At 70.8% G+C, this 21,244-nt stretch carries 17 protein-coding genes; 2 read left to right on the top strand and 15 right to left on the bottom strand.

The features are described 5' to 3' along the window. Nucleotides 1–78 precede the first annotated feature (78 nt). From IFSED24_RS12930 to IFSED24_RS12880, 11 genes are all read right to left on the bottom strand, one after another. Nucleotides 79–2,136 carry a hypothetical protein gene (locus IFSED24_RS12930; protein ID WP_491331885.1) on the bottom strand — a complete coding sequence of 686 codons (2,058 nt, stop codon included), beginning with the start codon at nucleotides 2,134–2,136 and terminating at the stop codon, nucleotides 79–81. A gap of 130 nt (nucleotides 2,137–2,266) precedes the next feature. Continuing rightward, a complete protein-coding gene (locus IFSED24_RS12925) occupies nucleotides 2,267–2,830 on the bottom strand; it encodes a hypothetical protein (RefSeq protein WP_491331884.1) in 564 nt (187 codons plus the stop codon). 53 nt (nucleotides 2,831–2,883) lie between these two features. Continuing rightward, on the bottom strand, nucleotides 2,884–5,310 hold the full coding sequence (locus tag IFSED24_RS12920) for a penicillin acylase family protein (protein WP_491331883.1): 2,427 nt from the start codon (nucleotides 5,308–5,310) through the stop codon (nucleotides 2,884–2,886). A 33-nt stretch (nucleotides 5,311–5,343) separates the two neighbouring features. Next, nucleotides 5,344–5,775: a hypothetical protein gene (locus IFSED24_RS12915; protein WP_491331882.1), complete on the bottom strand. Its 432-nt coding sequence runs from the start codon at nucleotides 5,773–5,775 to the stop codon at nucleotides 5,344–5,346. A 109-nt stretch (nucleotides 5,776–5,884) separates the two neighbouring features. Next, nucleotides 5,885–6,664, bottom strand: a complete 780-nt coding sequence (locus IFSED24_RS12910; RefSeq protein WP_491331881.1) for a phosphate ABC transporter ATP-binding protein — start codon at nucleotides 6,662–6,664, stop codon at nucleotides 5,885–5,887. Beyond that, nucleotides 6,661–7,545, bottom strand: coding sequence for a PstA family ABC transporter permease (locus tag IFSED24_RS12905; protein WP_491331880.1), 885 nt, complete (start codon nucleotides 7,543–7,545; stop codon nucleotides 6,661–6,663). The genes IFSED24_RS12910 and IFSED24_RS12905 overlap by 4 nt, the downstream gene beginning before the upstream one ends. Continuing rightward, complete coding sequence (locus IFSED24_RS12900; RefSeq protein ID WP_491331879.1) at nucleotides 7,542–8,411, bottom strand: PstC family ABC transporter permease; 870 nt, start codon at nucleotides 8,409–8,411, stop codon at nucleotides 7,542–7,544. Before IFSED24_RS12900 ends, IFSED24_RS12905 begins: the two co-directional genes overlap by 4 nt. Nucleotides 8,412–8,417: 6 nt before the next feature. Then, nucleotides 8,418–9,293 (bottom strand): phosphate ABC transporter substrate-binding protein, encoded by an 876-nt coding sequence (locus tag IFSED24_RS12895; RefSeq protein WP_491331878.1) that lies wholly within the window; start codon nucleotides 9,291–9,293, stop codon nucleotides 8,418–8,420. 294 nt (nucleotides 9,294–9,587) lie between these two features. Then, a complete protein-coding gene (locus IFSED24_RS12890; RefSeq protein WP_491331877.1) occupies nucleotides 9,588–10,451 on the bottom strand; it encodes a lysophospholipid acyltransferase family protein in 864 nt (287 codons plus the stop codon). Nucleotides 10,452–10,614: 163 nt separating this feature from the next. After that, nucleotides 10,615–11,601: an ornithine cyclodeaminase family protein gene (locus IFSED24_RS12885; protein WP_491331876.1), complete on the bottom strand. Its 987-nt coding sequence runs from the start codon at nucleotides 11,599–11,601 to the stop codon at nucleotides 10,615–10,617. Between the two features lie 24 nt (nucleotides 11,602–11,625). Then, nucleotides 11,626–12,006 (bottom strand): Rid family detoxifying hydrolase, encoded by a 381-nt coding sequence (locus tag IFSED24_RS12880; protein ID WP_491331875.1) that lies wholly within the window; start codon nucleotides 12,004–12,006, stop codon nucleotides 11,626–11,628. 181 nt (nucleotides 12,007–12,187) lie between these two features. Between IFSED24_RS12880 and IFSED24_RS12875 the strand changes: the two genes are divergently transcribed. Continuing rightward, nucleotides 12,188–14,134, top strand: a complete 1,947-nt coding sequence (locus IFSED24_RS12875) for a hypothetical protein (RefSeq protein WP_491331874.1) — start codon at nucleotides 12,188–12,190, stop codon at nucleotides 14,132–14,134. A 6-nt stretch (nucleotides 14,135–14,140) separates the two neighbouring features. On the opposite strand, the gene lpdA is transcribed toward IFSED24_RS12875, so the two are convergent. Continuing rightward, the gene (gene lpdA, locus IFSED24_RS12870) at nucleotides 14,141–15,529 is read right to left on the bottom strand and encodes a dihydrolipoyl dehydrogenase (RefSeq protein ID WP_491331873.1); all 1,389 of its coding nucleotides are present in this window, start codon (nucleotides 15,527–15,529) and stop codon (nucleotides 14,141–14,143) included. Nucleotides 15,530–15,830: 301 nt separating this feature from the next. On the opposite strand from lpdA, the gene IFSED24_RS12865 reads away from it, so the two are divergent. Further along, nucleotides 15,831–16,457, top strand: a complete 627-nt coding sequence (locus IFSED24_RS12865; protein ID WP_491331872.1) for a TetR/AcrR family transcriptional regulator — start codon at nucleotides 15,831–15,833, stop codon at nucleotides 16,455–16,457. A gap of 15 nt (nucleotides 16,458–16,472) precedes the next feature. On the opposite strand, the gene odhB is transcribed toward IFSED24_RS12865, so the two are convergent. The 3 genes from odhB to IFSED24_RS12850 form a co-directional block, all read right to left on the bottom strand. Next, complete coding sequence (gene odhB, locus IFSED24_RS12860) at nucleotides 16,473–17,672, bottom strand: 2-oxoglutarate dehydrogenase complex dihydrolipoyllysine-residue succinyltransferase (protein ID WP_491331871.1); 1,200 nt, start codon at nucleotides 17,670–17,672, stop codon at nucleotides 16,473–16,475. Nucleotides 17,673–17,830: 158 nt separating this feature from the next. Next, nucleotides 17,831–20,605, bottom strand: a complete 2,775-nt coding sequence (locus IFSED24_RS12855; protein ID WP_491331870.1) for a 2-oxoglutarate dehydrogenase E1 component — start codon at nucleotides 20,603–20,605, stop codon at nucleotides 17,831–17,833. Nucleotides 20,606–20,735: 130 nt separating this feature from the next. Then, nucleotides 20,736–21,194 carry an acyltransferase gene (locus IFSED24_RS12850; RefSeq protein WP_491331869.1) on the bottom strand — a complete coding sequence of 153 codons (459 nt, stop codon included), beginning with the start codon at nucleotides 21,192–21,194 and terminating at the stop codon, nucleotides 20,736–20,738. Nucleotides 21,195–21,244: the final 50 nt, after the last annotated feature.

Raw genomic sequence — 21,244 nt, 5'->3', positions numbered from 1 at the left:
TGCTAAGATAATGATTCCTGGAAGACCTTGAACCCTGGCCGGGATCGCCAGCACCGCCGTCACCCCGCCACGATCGGACTAGGGACCGGCGAGGATGCGGGCGGCCCAGACCGGCGGCCCGTCGCCGTCGGCGGGCCGTTCGGCGCGCTCGACCTGCAATCCGCTTGCCGTCAGTGCCTCGGCGAGGGCCAGGGTCCGCGGGCCGGCCGCCGTGGGCAGGTCGAGGACCAGGAGATGGTCGGCCAGGGACATGGCGAGCAGGCGCGCCATGGCGTCGGGCTGGCTCAGGGGCCAGGGATCGAAGTCGGCGGCGGCCAGCAGGTGGGCGCGCGGGGCGAGGGTGGGGTCGGCCTGCAGCGCGTGCAGGACCACCTCGGCGGCCACGCCGGCGCCGACCACACGCACGGACGCGGGCTGGAGGAGGGCGCGGGCCCAGACGAGGGCGTCGCCCACTAGCGAGGCGGCGGCCGCGGCCTGGCCGGGGATGGCGGGGGCGGTGGCCACCAGGAAGAGGCGTCCGTCGTCGGCGGGACGGGCGCCGGCTAGGGCGTCGGCCAGCGTGCGGGTGAGGTCGCGGTCGGCGGTGAAGACGGCCACCAGCTCGGCGCCCTGGCGCCGCGAGGCGGGCGGCAGCACGAGCTGGCACGACTGCAGCGCGTCGCTGCCGGTGGGGAAGGCGGCGGCCACGAGACCGGCCTGGTCGGGCATGACCGAGCCGTCGTCCTGCGCCTCGGCGAGCAGGCTCTCGGCCGCGAGCACGGCCACCGCCACCGCGGTCGGGTCGTCGTGGGGCTGGAACGACTGCTGTCCGCGCAGGACCCGGAAGAGCTGGTACTGCACCAGCGGCTGCTCGGCCTCGGGCAACGATGCCAGCCTGGCTTGCTGGGTGAGGAACCAGTCGGGAGGCAGGCGGAAGCCGCGGTCGCGCCAGGCGAGGCGGCGGCCGTCGGCCAGGGCGAGGTCGGCGCCCACGTCGAACCAGCCCACGGCGGGCAGGTCGCCCAGGCCGTGGTCGACCGTGAGGTAGGCCAGGTCGGCCTCGAGGTCGATCTTGAGGGTGGTATCGGCGGCGGCACCTCCGGCGGTGGCGTGCAGCGCGAGGTGGGCGGGGCCGGCGGGGCAGCCCTGGATGCCGAACTCCACGCTCAGCGTGTCGCCGACCACCAGGTAGGTGGCCAGGCGGCCGACCAGGGCCGCGGCGGCGTCGAGGCCGGGGTCGAGGTCGAGCGGGACGAAACGGCGCCAGGGTGTGAGGCCGCTGGCGAGGTAGGGATCGCGGATCAGCGCCCAGCGCGCGGCCGGGGCCTCCGGCTGGCGCTCGCGCACCACCGTGTTGAGTCCGAGCAGCAGCTCGACGGGTGGGCGGTAGGGGTGCAGGCTCGACCAGGGGATCCGCACCTGCCAGGCGTTGCCTTGCCGGGCCAGGGTGCCGGCTCGGGCGGCGGGGTCGCGGCGGCCGTGGCGGCCCAGGCGCGCGACGGTGTCGCCGGTGCGGGCGAGGTCGGCGCGGAACTCGAACCAGCGCGTGGTCTCGAACTCCTCGAGGTTCCGGGGCAGGGCGACGCAGAGGAGGATCTCGTGGGCGTCGGGGACGGGGGTGGTGACCTCGGCGGTCAGGCCGGATTGGTCGTAGCGGAAGCGGACCGAGCCCGGAGGAGCCGCAGGGCCGGGGACGAAGCGGTCGGGCCGCAGCGGCATGGGATCGCTCCAGGCGCCCTCCTCCAGGAAGAACGCGCCGACGTTCATGCGGTCGACCAGCGCGGCCTTGTGCGCCTCGAGGGTGGTCTGCAGCTCCGGATCGTCGGCCAGGAGGTACAGGTCGGGGTCGTTGAGGATGCGTTCGAGGTCGCGGTAGCCGGCCGCCAGCGTGGTGTCGAGCATGGCGCGGGCGGTCCGCGCGTCGCCGGCGAGGGCGGTGAGGCAGGCCAGGTTGTAGCGCATGATCGCGTCGCCTGGATATCTGGCCACGTATTGGGATAGCTCGCGGCGGGCCGTGGCCTCCTGACCGGCCTGCAGCCGGGCGCCGAGGCGGCGCATGGCGGGCTGGCGCAGGGTCTCGTATTCGGTCTGGGCGAGGGCGGTGGCGGCGAGGAGGGCGCCCAGCCAGACGGCCAGTCTTGCACAGCGTCGCATCATCTCTTGTCCTGGATGGCGAGGGTGGCCGTTGTGTGATCTTGCCAGGAAGACCTTAGCATCAAAGGTGGTGGAGGCCAATGGCGAGCCAGCGGCCGTGCGGGGTGGATCATCGTAGGTGAACCTGTCGGACTTAGAACTTGAACACCAGTTCGATCGTCAGCAGCGTGACCAAGAGGATGACGACGGTGACGTGATAGGCGAAACGTCGAACCCAGGCCAGAGACAGAGCGACGGCCCCCATGACGAGGTTCGACAAGACCGCCATCCAGTTGGTCGGGAGATCCATGAACGCAGGCCGGAGCAGCGAAAAGACCAGCAACACCAGATTCACGCCTGCCAGCAATCCCCACAGCTGGCGGCGATTCTCGAAGTAGAAGTCCCGCAGATCCAGTCCGGCGTCCGGGATCTCGTCGGGGAGCACCGCCGAGGCGACCAGATAGAGCAACAGGAGGATGTGCCCGTAGTAGAAGAAGATCCAGCCGTTTCCCCAGACCCCGTCGGCTTCGTTGAAGACCAGCCCCCACCAGTTCCGCAGGACCATGGCGAGCACGTACCACGTGACCAGGAGCGGCAGCCAGTGCCAGCGGACGCGCCGGCGGTGACGGATCAGGCGGTGGACGCTGGCGAACAGGTCGGTGAGCATGAGGCCGAAGATGATGGTGATCAACGTGGAGATGTTGGTGGAGCCTGCCATTCGCGATCGGTCTCCCTGTCCAGAGTGGAGAGTCTGCGTTCCTCGCCGCGCGCCTATGGTCGGGGCGCCAGCTCCAGTCGATGGACGGCGGGCCCGGGCAACAACCCCGTCCCCTTCCCCGTTACCCAGTTCTCGTGCCCCGCCCGGAAGAACGGCGACCACGGGTGCCCCGACTGCCCGCCCGGCATGTGCAGGATCCCGTCCTGCTCGCGTCCGGGCGAGACGACCAGCCGCTCGCTGGCCCCACTGCGCGGGTGCTGGACCCGCGGCATGAACGAGTCGCCGGGCATGGCCCGGGGCGGCACCGCGAGCCAGCGTGCAAGCCAGGGCGCCACCCGGACGTAGGGATGGGCCACCGCCACCTGGTTGCGGGCGCCCCAGGTGAAGTCGGCGAGCCGGCGCTCGCCGCCCACGGCGTAGTCCATGATCCGGTCCACGGCCTGCAGGACGAAATCGTCCCAGTCGGTACTCCACGGCGGGAGCAGGTGCGCGGGACGGGCCTGCAGGATCTCCCAGGTCACCGCGTGGCGGAACGGCAGCCAGGACGCGCGGAAGTCCGGGTCGGCGGCCGTGCAGCCGGCGGTGAGCAGGTCGTAGACGTCGTCGATGCACTGGAAGACGCAGCCGCGCACCAGCCGGTAGGCCACCGACGCCACGTCGGCGCGTCCCGACCAGTCCTCGCGCACGCAGCGCGCGAATTCGGCGCGGGGCGAACCCGCGGCGGGTCGTGCCCGCTCGAGGACCGCCAGGATCAGGTCGCGCCACTCGGCGAGCATGAGCGCGCGGTCGTCGAGCTGGACCCGGAGGAGGTCGGGCTCCAGCGGGCGTTCCAGCGCGCGCAGGTCGTCGCGGATCTGGCGCGCGCGGGCGCCCAGCGCGTAGCCGCCGTCGCCGATGGTCTGCAGGTCCGCGCCGGCGTTCACCCGGTTGTTGGCAGTCCACAGCCGGCCCTCCTGGGGGTCGACGATCCGCGGCTGGTCGGCCGGGTCACCGTAGCCGTCCCAGCGGCAGGTGCCGTCGGCCCAGGACGCGGGCAAGCGGCCATCCCAGCCCACGCGGCGGGGGATGGGGCCGGCGATGGTCCAGGCGATGCGCCCCTGGCGGTCGGCGCAGACCAGGTTCTGCTGCGGGATGCCGATGGTGCCGGCCGCCGCCAGCACGGCGTCCACGTCGGGCGCGGTCTCCAGGCGGCGGAGGTTCAGGTTCACGGCCGCGGTGTCGTGGGCGGTCCAGCGCAGCACGAGGCGGCGGCCCCGGGTGTCGGTGGTCCAGACCGGGCCCCACACGGTCTCCTCGACCCACAACGTGTCCGGCTCCGCGCCGGCCACGGCAATGATCTCGGGGATGCGCTCCATCTCCCGCCAGCCGTCGGGGGTGCGGTAGCGCGCGGGATCTGCCGGGTCGGTCTCCAGGATCACCAGGTCGGCCCAGTCGCCGAAGCTGTTGGTGAAGCCCCAGGCCACCTGGCCGTTGCTGCCGGCCACCAGCACCGGGGCGCCGGGCAGGGTGACGCCCACCACGGCGCGGCGGCCGTCGCCCTCGGGCCAGCTCAGGCGGGCGCGGTACCAGATGTTGGGCAGGTTGTGGGCCAGATGCATGTCGTTGGCCAGGATGGCGCCGCCGTGGCCGGTGAGCGCGCCGGCGATCGCCCAGTTGTTGCTGCCAGCGGTGTCGTGGCGGGTGGGGCCGGCCTCCTCGCGGCGGACCTCCTCGTAGCTGCGGTCGCCGAAGGTCCAAAGGCGGACATCGCAGTCGGCCGGGTCGGGGAGGACCACGCCGGGCACGGGCGCGGCCTGCAGCGGCGCGTCCCAGCGGTTGCTGCGGGGCAGCAGGAAGGTGGCGAGCGCCGGCGGCAGGTTGTCGCGGACGGTGGCCCAGGCGGCCTCGGTGTGCGCCACCGAGAGGCTCAGGTCGAGGAACATGACGTGCAGCGTGAGGATGGTGTCGGCGGGGCGCCAGGGCTGGGGCCGTTGCCGCAGGAGCAGGTACTCGAAGGGGCGGACCGCGACGTCGTCCAGGCCGGCGTTCACCCCGTCGGCATAGGCGAGGAGGATCTCCCGGTCCTGGCCGCGGGTGGCGGCGACCACCTGCTCGGCGCGGGTCCGGAAGCGGTGGCGACGGGTGTCGCGATCGATGTCGAGGAGCGCGGGGCCCAGCAGGGCGGCCAGTTCGCCGGCGGCGCCGCGGCGCTGCAAGTCCATCTGGAAGAAGCGGTCCTGGGCGTGGAGGAAGCCCAGGGCGAAGGCGGCGTCGCGACGGTCCTGGGCCTGGAGGTCGGGGACGCCGAGGCTGTCGCGGCTGACGGTCACCGGATTGGCGAGGCCGGACAGGGCGACCTCGCCGTCGAGCCGGGGCAGGCTGCCGCGCAGGGCGAGGACGCCGGTCAGGGCGGCGGCCAGACAGAGCGCGCCCAACGCGGCGAGAACGATCAAAAGGATGCGGCCGAGTCGGTGGAGCCAGGCGCGGCGAGAACGGTGCATCAGGAAGATTCCTCCGGTCGCGATCTTGTCGGCTCAGACCAGCACGTCCCGCCGCTGCATCGCCCGCGCATAGAGCCACAGGCCGAGCGCCACCAGGAAGATGACCACCGAGAAGAGCAATCCCGAGGTGCCCATCACCTCCAGGCCGCTGGAGAGCCCGAAGTTGTAGACCGCCGTGATCACCATGGAGATGAACGACACCAGGAACACGGGGACGGCCAGGCGCTTGCGCATCAAGAGCAGGATGCTGCCGAGGACGCTGCCCCACACGGCGAGGGCCCAGAAGACCTCGACCCAGAAGGGGAAGCCGTAGAAGTAGTCGAGCTGCGCCTGGTCGAACTTGGCCATGTAGGCCTCGTTCTCGGTCTGGGTCATGAGGTAATCGTAGGCGCCCATCAGGTTCCAGAGCAACGTGATGGCGCCGATGATCCAGAGATGCTTGGGGGTGGGCATGGCTCTCGTCATGGACTCCTCCGTTCGCCGGCTTACGGGTGTGATCTTGACCGGTATGGAGGATAGCAGAAAGGCGTGGGAAGCCAAGGTCAAGACTGGGGGCGTGCCGGGGGATCACGCTTCAGATCCGCCGCACCTTCTCCATCAAGGCGTTGGCCCCGTCCCGCGACGCCACCGCCTCGTCCACCCGCACCCGCCCTTCCTGCAGCAGCACCACCCGGTCGGCGATCCGCGCGGTCTGGGCCAGGCTGTGCGAGACCACCACCAGGATGTACCGGGTCTTCAGCTCGGCGATCAGGTTCTCGATGTGCGTAGTGGCGCGGAAGTCGAGGTTGGCGGTGGGCTCGTCCAGGAGCAGCGCCGTGGGCCGCAGCGCCAGCGCCCGCGCCAGGCAGAGCCGTTGCTGCTGGCCGCCCGAGAGCCGGGTGGCGGGCTCGTCGAGCCGGTCGTGGACCTCGGCCAGGAGCTGCACCTCGCCGAGCGCCTCCAGCATGCGGGCGTCCATGGCCGGCCGATCCAGGCCGTGGGTGGCGCGCAGGGGGACGAGGAAGTTCTCGCGGATCGTCACCGGCAGCACGTTGGGATTCTGGAACACCATGCCGACCCGGCGGCGCAGTTCCTCCACGGGGTAGGCGTCGTGGTAGACCGACCGCGTGGGCGCGCCCTCGCCGCGCCAGGGCACGACCACCTCGCCCCGGATCCGGTACCCCGGATACAGCTCGTTCAGCCGGTTGATGGCGCGCAGCAGCGTGGTCTTGCCCGACCCCGAGGGCCCCACCACCACGTGCGTGCGTCCCGCCGCGAAGTCCAGCGAGACGTCCTGCAGCACCGGACGGCCCTGGGCGTGGATGGTGAGTCCACGGATCGTGATGGACGGCGTGGTCGAGTCCGGTCCGGTCATGTCTCGCGGCCTTCCTGCAGGTCGAGCTTGCGGCGGACGAGGTGGGCCAGGATCAGCAGCGACCCGGTCAACAGGAGCAGGACCAGCGCGGTGCCGAACGCGCGCTCCAGGTCGGCGGGGCCCTGGTACTCGGCCGCCAGGTAGTAGATGTCGAAGGGGAGCGCCTGGAACTTGCCGGTGAGCGAGCCGGCCAGCCCGGTATTGGCCACCACGCCGGTCATGAGGATGACCGCGGTGTCCTCGGCGATGCGGCCGATGGCCAGGATCACGCCGCCCAGGATCCCGCCACGGGCGGCGGGCAGCTTGATGCGCCGCAGCGCTTGCCAGCGGGTCAGGCCCAGCGCGGGACCCGTGAGCCGGAGTGAGGCGGGCAGGCCGGCCAGCGCGGCCTCGGTGGTCTTGACCAGGTACGGCAGCACCAGCAGGGCCAGGCAGACCATGGCCAGCAGGAGCGAGGTGTTGGCCCCGGGCAGCAGCGTGCGGCGCAGGATCAGGATCAGGCCGAAGCCGAAGAGGCCCATGATGATGGAGGGCACGCCGGCGAGGAGGTCGACCCCGAGGCGGATCAGATCGCCGGCCCGACCGCGGCCGGCCTCGGCGAGGTGGATCCCGGCGAGGATGCCCACCGGGATGGCCAGGGCGGCGGCGCCGACGACCAGCCAGAGCGTGCCGGCCAGCGCCGGCCAGATCCCGTCGAACACGGGATGGCCGCGGAACACGGCGTCGTACCAGGATACATCGCCGAATAGCAGAGCCGGGCGCAGCAGATGGCCGCCCCGGAACAACAGGAATCCCAGCAGGAGCAGCACGCTGGCCACCGTCAGCCCGCCGGCGGTGCAGGCGAAGACGGTGAACAGGTGGGGGGCGCGCGGTCGGCTCATGACGGGGTCCTGCTCTCGAGTCGGCGCACCACCACGCTGAGCAGCGCGGTGAGCAGGAACAGGAGCAGCGCGGCGGCGCTGATCGAGCGGTACTCGGGGCTGAAGCTGTCGGTGGCCAGGACCAGGGCGATGTGCGCGGTGAGCGTGCGCACCGAGTCGAGTAGCGAGTCCGGGAGCTGGGGCGCGTTGCCCGCCACCATCAAGGCCACCAGCGTGTCGCCGATGGCGCGGCAGAAGCCCAGCACCAGCGCGGTGGTCAGGCTGCGCCGGGCCGCGGGGAAGACCACGCCCAGCAGCGCCTGCACCGGGGTCATGCCCAGCGCCTGGCCCGTGCGCAGGAGCGGCGGGGCGAGCTGACCCAGGCGCGCGTGGATCACCAGCACGATGGTCGGCAGGATGAGCAGGGCGAGGGTCAGGATCGCCGCCAGCAGGCAGTAGCCCGAGCCGACCGCGCCCAACTGCCGGATCCGGGGCACCAGCAGCATCACCGCCACGAAGCCGTAGACCACGGTGGGGATGCTCGTCATGAACTGCACCACGCCGAGCACGCCGCGGCCGAGACGGCGCGGACCGACGGCGTGGATGCAGCCCACGAGGCCCAGGGCGGCGGGGAAGGCCAGCGCCACGGCGAGCGCCGAGAGCAGCGCCGACGCCGCGATCATGGCGCCGATGCCGTAGGACGGGGACGCGGCGAAGGGTCGCCACGTCCCCGTCAGGATGGAGCCCAGCGCGCCGCTCGTGAGCAGCGGCCAGGCCGAGGCCAGGATGAAGCCCACGATGGCCAGCGCCGAGGCGCCCGCCAGCGCGGCGGCGGCGCTAGCGAGCCGGTCCAGCCAGCGATCGAGACGGCGACCCGGCCCGGCCACGTCGCGCTACTCCGGCAGCGGCAGGTAGCCGCTCTGGCGGACGATCTCGCGACCGGCGGGACCGGTGACGTAGGCGATGAACGCGCGGCAGAGCGGGGTCGGCTCGCCCTTGGTGTTCATGTACAGCCTGCGCACCACGGGGTAGACGCCGCCGGCGGCGTTGTCCTGGGTGACGGCCACGCCGTCGAGGTCGGGCGCCTTGAGCTGGTCGTCCAGGTGCCCGATGCTCACGTAGCCGAGCGCCGCCGGGTCGCCGGCCACCGCGGTCTTCATGGCGCCGTTGCTCGCCACCACGTTGGCGCTGGCGGCGATCTCGCCCTTCTGCAGCGCGATCTTCCAGAACACCTTGCGCGTGCCGCTGGCCTCGTCGCGGGTGAACAGATGGACCGGGGTGTCGGGGCCGCCGACGTCGCGCCAGCTCGTGATCTTGCCGGCGAAGAGGTCGCGCAGCTGGTCGCCGGAGAGCGCCGCGACCGGGTTGTCGGGATGCACCACGGCGCAGACCCCGTCGATGGCGAAGGGCCACGACTGGAGGCCGTACTGCGCCTTCTCCTCGTCCGAAAGCGGCCGGCCCGTGTTGCCGATCTGGACCAGGCCCTCGCCCACCTTCTGCACGCCGACCCCGCTGCCGCCGCCGGCCACGGTGATCCGGATCTGCGGGTTGTGGGCCATGATGGCCTGGGCGGCCGCGTTCATCACCGGGATGTGGGCCGTGCCGCCGGCGATGTCGAGCGTGCCGGAGAGGCCGTCGAAGGCGGCGAGGGGGCCGCTCGCAGCGCCTTGTTCGGTGGTGGTCTCGGTCTTCTCGCCGCCGCAGCCGGCGAGCAGGGTGAAGGCGACGAGGGCGAGCAGACAGGGCAGGAGCGTGCGGAGTGGACGCATGGAGAGGTTCCTTTCAGGGCAGGCGGAGTGGAGCGCCGGGCGCAGGGCGCGGCGCGGGTCAGGATCGCTGGAGGTGTGGAGAAAAAAGAGGCTGGGCAGGGCAAGGACCGGGGTCAGGCAGTGAAGCCCCCGGGATGGGTTCGTGGTGACCGGGCTCGACGGACCGCCAAGCATGGAGCGGGCCCTCATTGCCGGTGAAGCCAGAGGAACATGGTTCACCCTTCGCTGTGTAGAACGGCAATGATAACCGAATGCCGCGGCGCGATCCAGGATATCCTGCCATCCGGCGCGCGATCAGGCCGGCTTCCACCGCCGGTGCACCCACGTCCACTGCTCGGGATGCGCGCGCACGAAGTCCTCGAGCAGCTCGTTGTAACGGCGCGTGGTCCGATCCACCGTCTCGGCCAGGTCGCCACCGGTGCACGGCGCGATCTCCTCGCTGAACGCGGCGTGATGCCGGCCGTCCGCGCTGCGCCACGAGAGCGCCATGATCACTGGACACCCCGTCCGCGCTGAGAGCAGCGCGGGCGCCTTCACCGTGCCGGCCTCGCGGCCGAAGAAGTCGACCCGCGCGCCGGTGGTGCCGCCCTCGTTCTGGTCGATGGACATGCCCACGGCGCCGCCCTGGCGCAGGCGGCGCAGGACGTCGCGCAGGCTGCGGTAGTTCTCGAGGAAGCGCACGCCGCGGGCGCGGCGCAGGTCCTGCCAGAAGCGGTCGACCCCGGGCTGGTGGGCGTGGCGGGTGATCACCGCGATGCCCAGGCCCCAGGCGGCCTGGGCGGCGGCCAGGTATTCCCAGTTGCCCACGTGGGCGGTGAGCACGATGAGGCCCCGGCCGCGGGCCAGGGCGCGGTGGACGTTCTCCAGGCCGGCGACCTCGAAGCGGGCGAGCAGGGCGGTGTCCGAGAGGAGCGGCAGGCGGAGGAACTCGGCGAGGATGGTGCCGTAGTGCGCGAAGTTGGCGCGGCGGAGGCGGCCGCGCTGGCGCGCGTCGAGTTCATCGCCGAAGGCCTGCGCGAGGCCGCTATCCACCTGGCGGCGGCGCAGGCGCAGCACGTCGTGCCAAACCAGGCCAAGGCGCCGGCCCAGGCGCAGGGCGGCGGGCTCGGGGAGCGCCTGGAAGAGGCGGGCGGCGGCGCGCAAGGCGGCGTGGGTCACGGGGTCGGGCTCCGGTCGGGGGTCGTGTCTGACCTCAAGGTCCGGTCTGGCAGGCGACCTGGCAAGAGGTGGCTGCCGGAGTGTCCGGCGGGGGCCGGCGGGGGCCAGGTCGACGAGACCTGGTCCCCGCCCCATCGCGTTCCGCCGCGGCAGGCCTGCGGATCTATAGCGCGACCTCGGTCCCCACGCCCCGGGCCCGCGCCGCGGAGACCACCGCCAGCGCCGTGCTCACGTCCTGGATCGCCAGGCCGCAGCTCTTGAACACGGTGATCTGCCCGGCGTCGGTGCGGCCGGGCTTCTCGCCGATGACGACCTCGCCCAGGCTCGCCTTGATGTGATCCTCGCCAACGGCGCCTTCCGAGATGGGGATGAGGATGTCGCCGGCCTCGGCCAGGTTGGCGGCCTTGAGGTCGGCCACGAAGTAGCTGCGCGCCACGGTGGCGGTGTCCAGCTCGCGGGTGGTCGGGGCGTGCGAGCCGATGTTGTTGATGTGGGTGCCGGGCTCGAGCCAGTCGCCGTCGAGGATGGGGGTGGGGCTGCTGGTGGCGGTGACGATGATGTCGGCGCCGCGGACGGCGGCTTCGGCGTCCGCGGTGGCCTCGACCGCGATGCCCAGCTCGGCGGACAGGTCGCGGGCGAAGGCCTCGCGGGCGTCCGCCGCCACGTCGAGCACGTACGCCCTGGTGAGCGGCCGCACGTGGTGCACCGCCTCGAGCTGCTTGCGCGCCTGCACGCCCGCGCCGAACACGGTGCAGACGGTGGCGTCCTCGCGGGCCAGGTACCGGGTGGCCACGCCGCTGGCCGCGCCGGTGCGCACGGCGGTGAGGTAGCCGGCGTCCATGATGGCGGTCACCGCGCCGGTCCGGGGATCGCAGAGCATGAGCGTGCCCAGGGTGGTGGCCAGGCCGTGCTTGGCCGGGTTGTCGGGATAGACCGTGACCAGCTTCAGGCCCAGGCATTCCTGCGCGCCACCCAGGTAGGCGGGCATGCCCAGGAACAGGCCGTGGTGGTCGGGGACCTTGATCACCGCACGCTGGGGCATGTCGGCCTCGCCGCGGGCCAGGGCGGCGAAGGCGGCCTCCACGGCATCGATGCAGGCGGGCATGGTCAGGACGCTGGCGACATCGTCGCGCGATAGCAGCAGGGGCATGGCTCGTTCCTCTCGTGGAAGGCTTCAGGACTGGATGCCGACCGCCTCGATGGCCACCAGGGCGCCCTTGGGCAGCGCCGCGACCTCGACCACGGCGCGCGCCGGCGGCTCGTCGCCCACGAAGCCGGCGTACACCTCGTTCACCGCGCCGAACGCGGCCAGGTCGGTGAGGTAGACGGTGACCTTCAGGGCGGTGGGCAGGCTGCCGCCGCCGGCCGCGAGGATAGCCGCCACGTTCTCGAGGCAGCGGCGCGCCTGTTCGGCGTGATCGCGGCCGACGAGCTCGCCGGTCTCCGGGTCGAGAGCGATCTGCATGGCGGTGAAGACGATCTTGCACACGCCGACGCCCTGGCTATAGGGGCCGATGGCGGCGGGCGCCTGGTCGGTGTGGACGATCTCGCGCATGGGGGCCTCCGGGGCTGGGGGTTCGGCGGCAGTCTACTGGGAGCGCGTTCTCAGGTCAAAGGTCACCTGATTGCAGACTGGCTATGGCCAGGATGTGTCTCGATTCCGTAACTTGTCGGTAGGGGATTGCGAAACAGAACAGGGTGACCCAGGATCCTCAGGTCTTGTCGGGAGGCCTTTGATGAACATATCCATTCGCATTCTCCGTGCCGCGGCCTTCGCGCTGATGATGGTGCTGCCGCTCGTGCTGGCCTGCAGCTCCAGCGATTCCACCGATCCAGATACGCCTTCCACCGCTCTCACCCCCGAGCACGCCGTCCGGCAGTCCGGGCCCTTCGACGTGGTGGTGGCCGATTCCTCGGTGTTCGCCCAGATGCGCTTCGACTCCACCGGCACCGACTTGCGCTGCACCGAGTACGAGGTCATGCAGACCATGGTCGTCGACAGCCTGACGATGCTGGCCCCGGATCCCGACCGTCACCATGCCGGCGCGGTGCTCCAGGGTGCGCACCGGACGCTGCTCGTGCCGCCCATCGTGGACGCTGCGCGCAGCGGCGGAGTGCTCACCCTGACGCTGGCCGACGGCAGCGAGCACTCCGGTGCGGTGGCCGCCATGGCGGCCGATTCGGTGGCGGCCTGGCGCGCGCGCACCCTGGCGGACCTGGGCGCAGCCGCTCCCGGCGACTGGGTGGTCGCCGTGCGCGCGGTTCACGGCACGCAGGAGATCGCCCTGGGCGCCGGGGTCGACGCCGGCGCCGTGCCCAGCGAGGCGAGCCAGCGCCTGGCCCTCGGCACGGACAACCTGGGGCGCGCCCTGGTGCGCCTGAAGCGGGCGCATCACACGATCACCGCGCCAAGGCCGCCCGGCACCGGCGGCACGGCGTTCGCCCCGGGCGTGACCTACGAGGAGACCTTCGCCCAGATGGGCTACGGTAACCCGCCGGCCTGGGTGGCGGGCGTCGAGCACGGCCAGCTCCTGCTGGTGCTGGTGGAGGCAGAGGCCCCGGAGGATCAGGTGATCGCCGCCGCGGCCAACAGCTTCACCGCCGCCGCCGCCAACACCGCGCCCGAAGCTGGCCAGCCGCTGGTCCATGACCTGCCCGGCGTGGTGTTCAAGGCGTTCAGTCTGGGCGCCGACGCCGACGCCACCGAGTCCGCCGCTGCCGGTGGCCAGGCCGCGCTCACCGCGTTCCTGCAGACCGCACCGGCGGACCCGGCCGCGCTGCCCGCGGTCACCGCCGACCTCGTCGCGCTCCTCGATGGCGCGCCGGTGCAGATGGCCAACCACGGCGAGTTCATGGCCATCGCCTGCGAGGTCTACACGCCGGTATTCGACGAGGTCTTCTGGAGCTTCGAGGCCGCCGATGCCCACACCGAGCGCCTGCCCGGAGATCTGCAGACCAACAGTGAAGGCCTGTTCTATTACGTGGGCGGCAGCACGCAGTTCGTCTACGACCACGTGGTCCGCATCCCCGATCTGGTGGGCGAGGGCGGCTTCGCCCTCCCGCACGGTCGTCAGGCCGTGCTGCTGCCCGACATGGCCGGCGGCCGGCCCGCGCTCGAACTCTTCGAGCTGACCCTGCCCGATGGAGTGATCCACAGCGAGCTGACCTTCGACGGTTCGCAGATCGTTGGTGAGGACTACACCATCTTCCTGGTGGTCGGTCTGCCGCGCAAGATCCGGCTGACCTACGCCACCGCCAGCGGCGACCGCGATATCAGCGGGCTGAACATGACCAACTACATCCTGCACGGGACCGGTGACGGCGTCCGCCACAACATGCTGTTCGGCTGGCCCAACCGGGAGGAGACCGTGTTCAGCCACGTCCCCTACCTGATCCAGACCGTTCACCACCCGGTGCAGGGCTGGCACGTCTACGCGTTGCGATTCGGTATCAACGAGGGACTGGCCGTGTTCCACAACGGCGACCTGCTCGACATGGACCCCACCGACAACTACCCGCTCTTCGAGTTCAGCGGCGCCTCGCTCTGCGCTCGCTGGTTCGGCCATGACGGGTATGCCCTGGCCGTGCTTTGGCTCGGAGAGGCCACGGCCTATGCGGGAGCCGGGAGCGATCAACAGATCGCCGACGAGACCGCGCGATTGCGCGAGAAATACGGGTTCTGAATCCGCTCAGGCGTGGATTTGCCGACCGTCTACCGCCAGCGCCGCTTCCTTCACCGTCTCCGACAGCGTCGGGTGCGCGTGGCAGACGCGCGCGATGTCCTCGCTGCTCGCGCCGAAGGCCATGGCCGCCACCGCCTCGGCGATGAGGTGGCCGGCGTCGGGGCCGATGATGTGCACGCCGAGGATGCGGTCGGTCTGTTCGTGGGCGAGGATCTTCACGCGGCCGTCGATGCGGTCGATGGCCCGGGCGCGGCTGTTGGCCCGGAAGAAGAACACGCCCTTGCGGTACGGCGTGCCGCTCTCCATGAGCTGCTCCTCGGTCTGGCCCACGGTGGCGATCTCGGGTTCGGTGTAGCAGACGCCCGGGATGATGGCGTGGTCGACGTGGCCCCAGCCGGTGGCGAGGTGCTCGACGCAGGCCACGCCCTCCTCCTCGGCCTTGTGCGCGAGCATGGGTCCGGCGATGACGTCGCCGATGGCGTAGACGCCGGCGGCGCTGGTGGCGAAACGCTCGTCCACGGGGATCTGGCCGCGCTCGTTCACGGCGACGCCCACGGTGTCCAGGCCCAGGCCGTCGGTGTACGGCTTGCGGCCCACGGCCACCAGGACCCGGTCGGCGGCGATGGGCTCCTTGCCCTCGATCTCCACCACGGCGCCGTTCTTCTCGCGCGTCACCCCGGTGACCCGCGCCTTCAGCACGAACTTCATACCCTGACGCTTGAACAGCTTCTGCGCCTCGCGGGCGATCTCGCTGTCGGTGCCGGGCAGGATGCGGTCGAGATACTCGACCACGGTGACCTCGCTGCCCAGACGCCGCCAGACGCTGCCCAGCTCGAGGCCGATGTAGCCGGCGCCGATCACCACCAGGTGACCGGGCACCTCGGGATACGACAGCGCGGTGGTGGAATCGCCGACCACGTCGCCGTCCAGCTCCACGCCGGGCAGCGAGGTGGGCACGCTGCCGGTGGCGATGATCACGTGCTTGGCGCTGATGGTGACCGTATCGGTGCCCTCGACCACGACCTTGCCGGGGCCGTCGAGGCGGGCGGTGCCCTCGTAGCGCGTCACCTTGTTCTTCTTGAAGAGTCCGGCGATCCCGTCGGTGAGGTCGACCACGATCTTGTCCTTGCGCGCGAGCATGGCGCCCAGGTCCAGGCCGACCTCGCCGGTGGCGATGCCGTGGCCCTCGAGACCGGCCTTGACCTCGTGGTACTTCTCGCTGCTCTCGAGCAACGCCTTGCTGGGGATGCAGCCCACGCGCAGGCAGGTGCCGCCGAGGCGCGGCTCGCGGTCGATGCAGGCGGTGTCCAGGCCGAGCTGGGCGGCGCGGATGGCGGCGACGTAGCCGCCGGGGCCGGCGCCGATGACGACGAGATCGTGCTGCTTCTGCTCCATGGCTCTCTCTCGGGGCTGGGGGACCGGTGCTCGTTCAGCCGACAAGGTTATGCCATCGCGATTGTGTTCGCTACCGCCGAGTCCATCGCCATGCCGGGCGAACGCACGATTCATCATGCGGAGATGCAGGATAGTTACCGAATGGAGGGGTGATCGGGGTCCGGCATGGTATCCTGGGGGGCGGGCACACTCTCCCTGGGACAAGAGGGGGATCGGAATTGGGATTTTTCAGGCCCGGTCTTGACGTGGGCCGTCGGGTGGTTTTTAGATTGACTGGACATTCAATCACGAGGGGATGGCCATGGGACGCAACCCCGAGCAGAACCAGCTTGCCAGGGACCGGCAACACGAAGCGATCATGAGCGCCGCTCTCGGGCTCTTCGCCGCCCGCGGCCCGGCCGCGACCAAGATCGCGGATATCGCCGCCGCCGTGGGGATCTCCCAGGGGCTGGTCTACCATTACTTCCCGTCGAAGGACGACATCTTCGTCCAGCTCGTCGACCGCGCCCTCACCCGGCTCAACACCGCCTCGGCTCGACTCGAGACACTGGTCATCTCGCCCGCGGACAAGCTGAAGCTGGCCATGGGGGGGTTGCTGAAGGGGCTGGAGGAGGACGAGGATGCAGCCCGGACCCATCTGCTGATTGCCCTGGCATCAACCTCGGCGGCCACGCCGCCTGCGGTCCGGGCCGTGCTCGAGCGCGAGCGCCGGACGCTCTACGAGACCATCGCCAGGATCATCCGAGCCGGCCAGGCCGCCGGCACCGTGCGCGCCGGCGACGCGGAAAGCATGGCGGTCCTGTTCTGGTCGGTCATCAAGGGGCTGGCGATCCATCGTGCGATCCAAGGCTCCGGCTTCCGGTCGCCGAAGGCACGCGATCTCCTGCGGTTGTTCCTGGAGGAGGAACCGTCGCGGTCCCGTCCCTGATGGACGGGGTCCCGGTCAGATCTCCAGCAACAGCCTCTCCGGCGCCTCGATGCATTCCTTGACGTGCTTGAGGAAGGTCACGCCCTCGCGGCCGTCGACCAGGCGGTGGTCGTAGGTCAGGGCCACGTACATCATGGGCCGGATGGTGATCTCGCCGTCCACCACCACGGCGCGGTCCTGGATGGCGTGCAGGCCCAGGACGCCGCTCTGGGGCGGGTTGACGATGGGGGTCGACAGCAGCGAGCCGTAGACGCCGCCGTTGCTGATGGTGAAGGTGCCGCCCTCGAGCTCGCTCAGGTCGAGCTTCTTGTTCTGGGCGCGGTGGGCGAGGTCGGCGATGCGCTGCTCGATCTCGCCGAAGCCCATGAGCTCGGCGTTGCGCAGCACGGGCACCACCAGACCCTTGCCGCTGCCGATGGCGATGCCGATGTCGTGGTAGTCGCGCTCGATGATGTTCTGGTCGCGGATCTCGCTGTTTAGCTGGGGGACCAGGCGGAGCGCCTCGATGGTGGCGCGGGCGAAGAAGCTCATGAAGCCCAGCTTGACCCCGTACTTCGCCACGAAGGCGTCCTGATGCTGGGAGCGCATCCGCTTGACCGCGCTCATGTCGATCTCGTTGAACGTGGTCAGGAGCGCCGCGTTGTGCTGTGCCGCGACCAGCCGCTCGGCGATGCGGCGGCGGATGGGGCTCATGGGCCGCGCGCTCTCTTCGCGCGAGCCGGTGGGGCGGGCGGGCGGCGTGGGGACGGGCGGCGGCGGCGCGGGGGCGGCAGCCGGCGCCGCCGGCTTCTCGGTCGTGGCGCGCTGGGCGTCCTCCTTGAGGACGCGGCCGCCGGGGCCGGTGCCCGTGACGCTGGCGGCGGGCACGCCCTTCTGGTCGAGGACGCGCTGGGCGGCGGGCATGACGGGGGCGTCGGCCGGGGCGGGGGCGGTGGATTCCGCGGGGGTGCTGCCGGCGGCCGGCTGTTCGCCAGCCGCGCTCTCGTCGATCACTACCACCACGTCGCCAACCTGGCAAAACTCGCCGGCCGCCACCTTGATCTCGATGATCTTCCCCGCCACCGGGGCGGGCAGCTCGACGGTGGCCTTGTCCGAGTCGATCTCGGCGATGGGCTCGTCCACCGCCACCACGTCACCCACGCCCTTCAGCCAGTCGGCCACCTGCACCTCGGTGATGGATTCGCCCAGCTCGGGAACTTTGACCTCGGTCGCCATGTTGTTCGTCCTAACCGCGTTGGCGCGTTAGCCACGCAAGACAAAGCCGGGGTTCGATCAGTGCTGACCGAACCCCGGCGCCCCGGAATGAAGGAGGCACACCAGGCACGCGACCTCCCTCGCCGCATAATTAAGATTAAAAAGACCCTCGTCGCCTGTCATTTTCTCACATCCGGTCCGAAGACCCGCGCGAGCAGCAACTCCTGCTCGAGCTTGTGGCTGGCCGGCGATCCCGTGGCCGGCGAGGCGGACACCGGTCGGCACACCGACTGGAACGCCCAGCGGCCTAGCAGGCGGTCGCCGAAGCGGAAGCGGAGGTACGGCCAGGCGCCCATGTTCTCGGGCTCCTCCTGGACCCAGCGCACGACGGCCTGCTCGGGGTAGCCATCGAGATGCCGTTCGATCAGCGCGGCCGGCAGCGGATAGAGCTGCTCGAACCGCAGGATGTGCATGTCCTCTCGGCCGAGGCGCTGCCGGTGGCCCTCCAGCTCGTAAAACACCTTGCCGCTGCAGATCAGGATCTCGCGGACCTCGCCGTCGTTCTGGCCCTTGCGGGGGTCGGCGATGATGCGCTCGAAGCCGCCCACCGTGAGGTCGTCCAGGGGCGAGACCACGTCGGGGGCCCGTAGCATGCTCTTGGGCGTGAACACCACCAGCGGCTTGCGCCACTTGCGCTCGACCTGGCGGCGCAGCAGGTGGTACATCTGCGCCGGCGTCGTGGGCTGGGCCAGCTGCAGGTTGTCCTCGGCGGCCAGGGTCAGGAACCGCTCGAGCCGGGCGCTGCTGTGCTCGGGACCCATGCCCTCGAAGCCGTGGGGCAGGAGCATGACCAGGCCCGACAGGAACCGCCACTTGCTCTCGGCGCTGGCGATGAACTGGTCGATGATCACCTGCGCGGCGTTGTTGAAATCGCCGAACTGGGCCTCCCAGATCACCAGCGCGTCGGGAGCGCTGAGGCTGTAGCCGTAGTCGAAGCCCAGGACGCCCGCCTCTGAGAGCGGGCTGTTGAAGATCTCCACGGGCGCCTGGTCGGCGGTCAGGTGGGCGAGCGAGAGGTGGCGCGCGCCGTTCTGGCTGTCGTGCAGCACGGCGTGGCGGTGGCTGAAGGTGCCCCGCTCGGCGTCCTGGCCGCTGAGCCGGACGCGGTGGCCGCCGACGGCGAGGGTGCCCATGGCCAGGGCCTCGGCGGCGGCCCAGTCGAGGGGCAGCTCGCCGGCGGCCATCTGGCGGCGCTGGTCCAGCAGGCGCTGGATCTTGCGGTGCGGGGTGAAGCCCTCGGGCACCGCGGCGAGCTGCTCCAGGATCGCGGTCAGCTCCGCGCGCGGCACGCCGGTGGGCACGTCGGGGACCACGCTCTCGGGGCCGCCGGTGTACTGCTTCCAGGCCACGCTGGTGATGCGCCGCGCGTCGGGGCCGCGGCCGTGGTTCTGCTCGTTATGGGCCTCGGCGAAGTGGTCCTCGAGGACGCGCCGCCGCTCGGTGGCGATCTGGTCGGCCTGCTCGCGGGTGATCTCGCCGAGCTTGACGAGGTGCTGGAGGTACCCCTCGCGCACGTTCTGCCGCTTGCGGATCTGCTCGTAGAGCAGCGGCTGCGTGAACGCGGGCTCGTCGCTCTCGTTGTGGCCGCGCCGGCGGTAGCAGAGCATGTCGATGACCACGTCGCGCTGGAACTCGCGCCGGTAGTCCAGCGCCAGGGTCACCACCTGGGTCACCGCCTCGGGATCCTCGCCGTTGACGTGGAAGATGGGGATCTGGAGCATCTTCGCCACGTCGGTGCAGTAGCGGCTGGAGCGGCTGTCGTGGGGGTCGGTGGTGAAGCCGATCTGGTTGTTGACGATGACGTGCAGCGAACCGCCGGTGCGGTAGCCGCGCAGCTCGGAGAGGTTGAGCGTCTCCTGGACGATGCCCTCGCCGATGAACGCCGCGTCGCCGTGGATCAGGATGGCCATGCCGCGCTCGTGGTCCGTGTCGCCGAGCCGGTCCATCTTGGCGCGCAGCCGGCCCAGCGCCACCGGGTTGACGAACTCGAGGTGGCTGGGATTGAAGCAGAGCGCCAGGTGGACCTGGTGGCCGTTGCTGCAGGTCCAGTCGTGATGGTGCCCCTGGTGGTACTTGACGTCGCCGTGGCCGAGGTAGAGGTCGGGCTCCTTGTCCTCGAACTCGGCGAAGATGCGGCCGGGGCTCTTGCCCAGGATGTTGGCCAGCACGTTCAGCCGACCGCGGTGCGCCATGCCCAGGACGATGTCCTCGAGGCCCTGGCGGCCGGCCAGCTCGATGGTCTGGGCGAGGAGCGGGATCAGCGACTCGGCGCCCTCGAGCGAGAAGCTCTTGGCGCCGATGTACTTCTTCTGGATGAATTCCTCGAGCAGCACCGCGTCGGTCAGGTGCGTGAGGATCTCCACCTGATCCTCGCCGGGCACGGTGATGCGGTTCTCGCAGCTCTCCATGCGGCGGAACAGCCAGCGGCGGCAGTCGATGTCGTCGATGTGCATGAACTGGGCGCCGATGGACCGGGTGTAGGTGGTCTGCAGGCGCCGCAGGATCTCGCGCAGCGGCAGGTACTCGCCCGGGGCGAGGCTGCCGGCGGAGAAGGGCAGGTCGAGGTCCTGGTCGGTGAAGCCGTAGTAGTCGAGGGTCAGTTCCTCGGGCGGCGGCGGCGGCGGCCCCAGCGGGTTGACCCGGGCGATGTTGTGGGCGCGGACGCGGTAGTTGCGGATCAGGCGGTCGACCCGGTTCTGGCGCTCCACCAGATCGGCGTGGCTGCGCCCCACGCTGGCGGCGTCGGCGGGCGAGATGCTCTCGCCGAGGCTGAGCGAGGCGAAGTACCGGCGCCAGTTCTCGGGGACCGACTGCGCATCGTCGCGCCAGGCGGCGTACAGCTCCTCGCTGAAGGCCAGCGAGAGCGTGTTGGGAGCTTGCTGTTCTTGGTCCATCGTCCAGCCTGTTCGCGGGGCGGGCCCGGAGTCATGGCGCCGAAACGATCGGCGGCCGAACAGCCGCCGATCAACCTCGTTCGAGGCATATGCTTAACATGAAAATGGAATTCCGCACACCTCGTAAGGGCTATTTGTCCCGGTAGCGCAGCACCCGCGCGGGGACCCCGGCCACCACCGCGCCCGGCGGCACGTCCTTGGTCACCACGGCGCCCGCGCCGATCATGGCGCCCTTGCCGATGCGCACCGGCAGGATGGTGGCGTTCGAGCCGATGGAGACGCCGTCCTCGATGACGGTCTCCTTCCACTTCTCGCGCTCGACCTGCGGCGGCTCGGTGTCGTTGATGAACATGACCCCGTGGGCGATGAAGCAGTCGCTGCCGATGGAGACCATCTCGCAGACGAAGGTGTGGCTCTGGATCCGCGTGCGGTCGCCGACCTTCACGCCGGCCTGGATCTCCACGAAGGTGCCGACCATGCAGTCGCGGCCGATCTCGCACTCGTACAGGTTCACGAAATTCCAGACCTTGGTGCCCTCGCCGATCTTGCAATCGCGGATCACCTGCTTCTCGTTGACGGGGTAGTCCATGGGGGCTCCTCGGGGGTGGGGTCATGCCGGTTTCTTGGCGGAGGTATTGT

The sequence above is a fragment of the Candidatus Latescibacter sp. IFSED24 genome (assembly GCF_058273205.1).
This window is presented reverse-complemented; position numbering and strand designations above follow the sequence as displayed.

Bases quoted from the DNA above. Each gene is read 5' to 3' on its own strand.
- IFSED24_RS12930 (WP_491331885.1), bottom strand. From the start codon at position 2,136: ATGATGCGACGCTGTGCAAGACTGGCCGTCTGGCTGGGCGCCCTCCTC.
- IFSED24_RS12925 (WP_491331884.1), bottom strand. From the start codon at position 2,830: ATGGCAGGCTCCACCAACATCTCCACGTTGATCACCATCATCTTCGGC.
- IFSED24_RS12920 (WP_491331883.1), bottom strand. From the start codon at position 5,310: ATGCACCGTTCTCGCCGCGCCTGGCTCCACCGACTCGGCCGCATCCTT.
- IFSED24_RS12915 (WP_491331882.1), bottom strand. From the start codon at position 5,775: ATGACGAGAGCCATGCCCACCCCCAAGCATCTCTGGATCATCGGCGCC.
- IFSED24_RS12910 (WP_491331881.1), bottom strand. From the start codon at position 6,664: ATGACCGGACCGGACTCGACCACGCCGTCCATCACGATCCGTGGACTC.
- IFSED24_RS12905 (WP_491331880.1), bottom strand. From the start codon at position 7,545: ATGAGCCGACCGCGCGCCCCCCACCTGTTCACCGTCTTCGCCTGCACC.
- IFSED24_RS12895 (WP_491331878.1), bottom strand. From the start codon at position 9,293: ATGCGTCCACTCCGCACGCTCCTGCCCTGTCTGCTCGCCCTCGTCGCC.
- IFSED24_RS12885 (WP_491331876.1), bottom strand. From the start codon at position 11,601: ATGCCCCTGCTGCTATCGCGCGACGATGTCGCCAGCGTCCTGACCATG.
- IFSED24_RS12880 (WP_491331875.1), bottom strand. From the start codon at position 12,006: ATGCGCGAGATCGTCCACACCGACCAGGCGCCCGCCGCCATCGGCCCC.
- IFSED24_RS12875 (WP_491331874.1), top strand. From the start codon at position 12,188: ATGAACATATCCATTCGCATTCTCCGTGCCGCGGCCTTCGCGCTGATG.
- lpdA (WP_491331873.1), bottom strand. From the start codon at position 15,529: ATGGAGCAGAAGCAGCACGATCTCGTCGTCATCGGCGCCGGCCCCGGC.
- IFSED24_RS12865 (WP_491331872.1), top strand. From the start codon at position 15,831: ATGGGACGCAACCCCGAGCAGAACCAGCTTGCCAGGGACCGGCAACAC.
- odhB (WP_491331871.1), bottom strand. From the start codon at position 17,672: ATGGCGACCGAGGTCAAAGTTCCCGAGCTGGGCGAATCCATCACCGAG.
- IFSED24_RS12855 (WP_491331870.1), bottom strand. From the start codon at position 20,605: ATGGACCAAGAACAGCAAGCTCCCAACACGCTCTCGCTGGCCTTCAGC.
- IFSED24_RS12850 (WP_491331869.1), bottom strand. From the start codon at position 21,194: ATGGACTACCCCGTCAACGAGAAGCAGGTGATCCGCGATTGCAAGATC.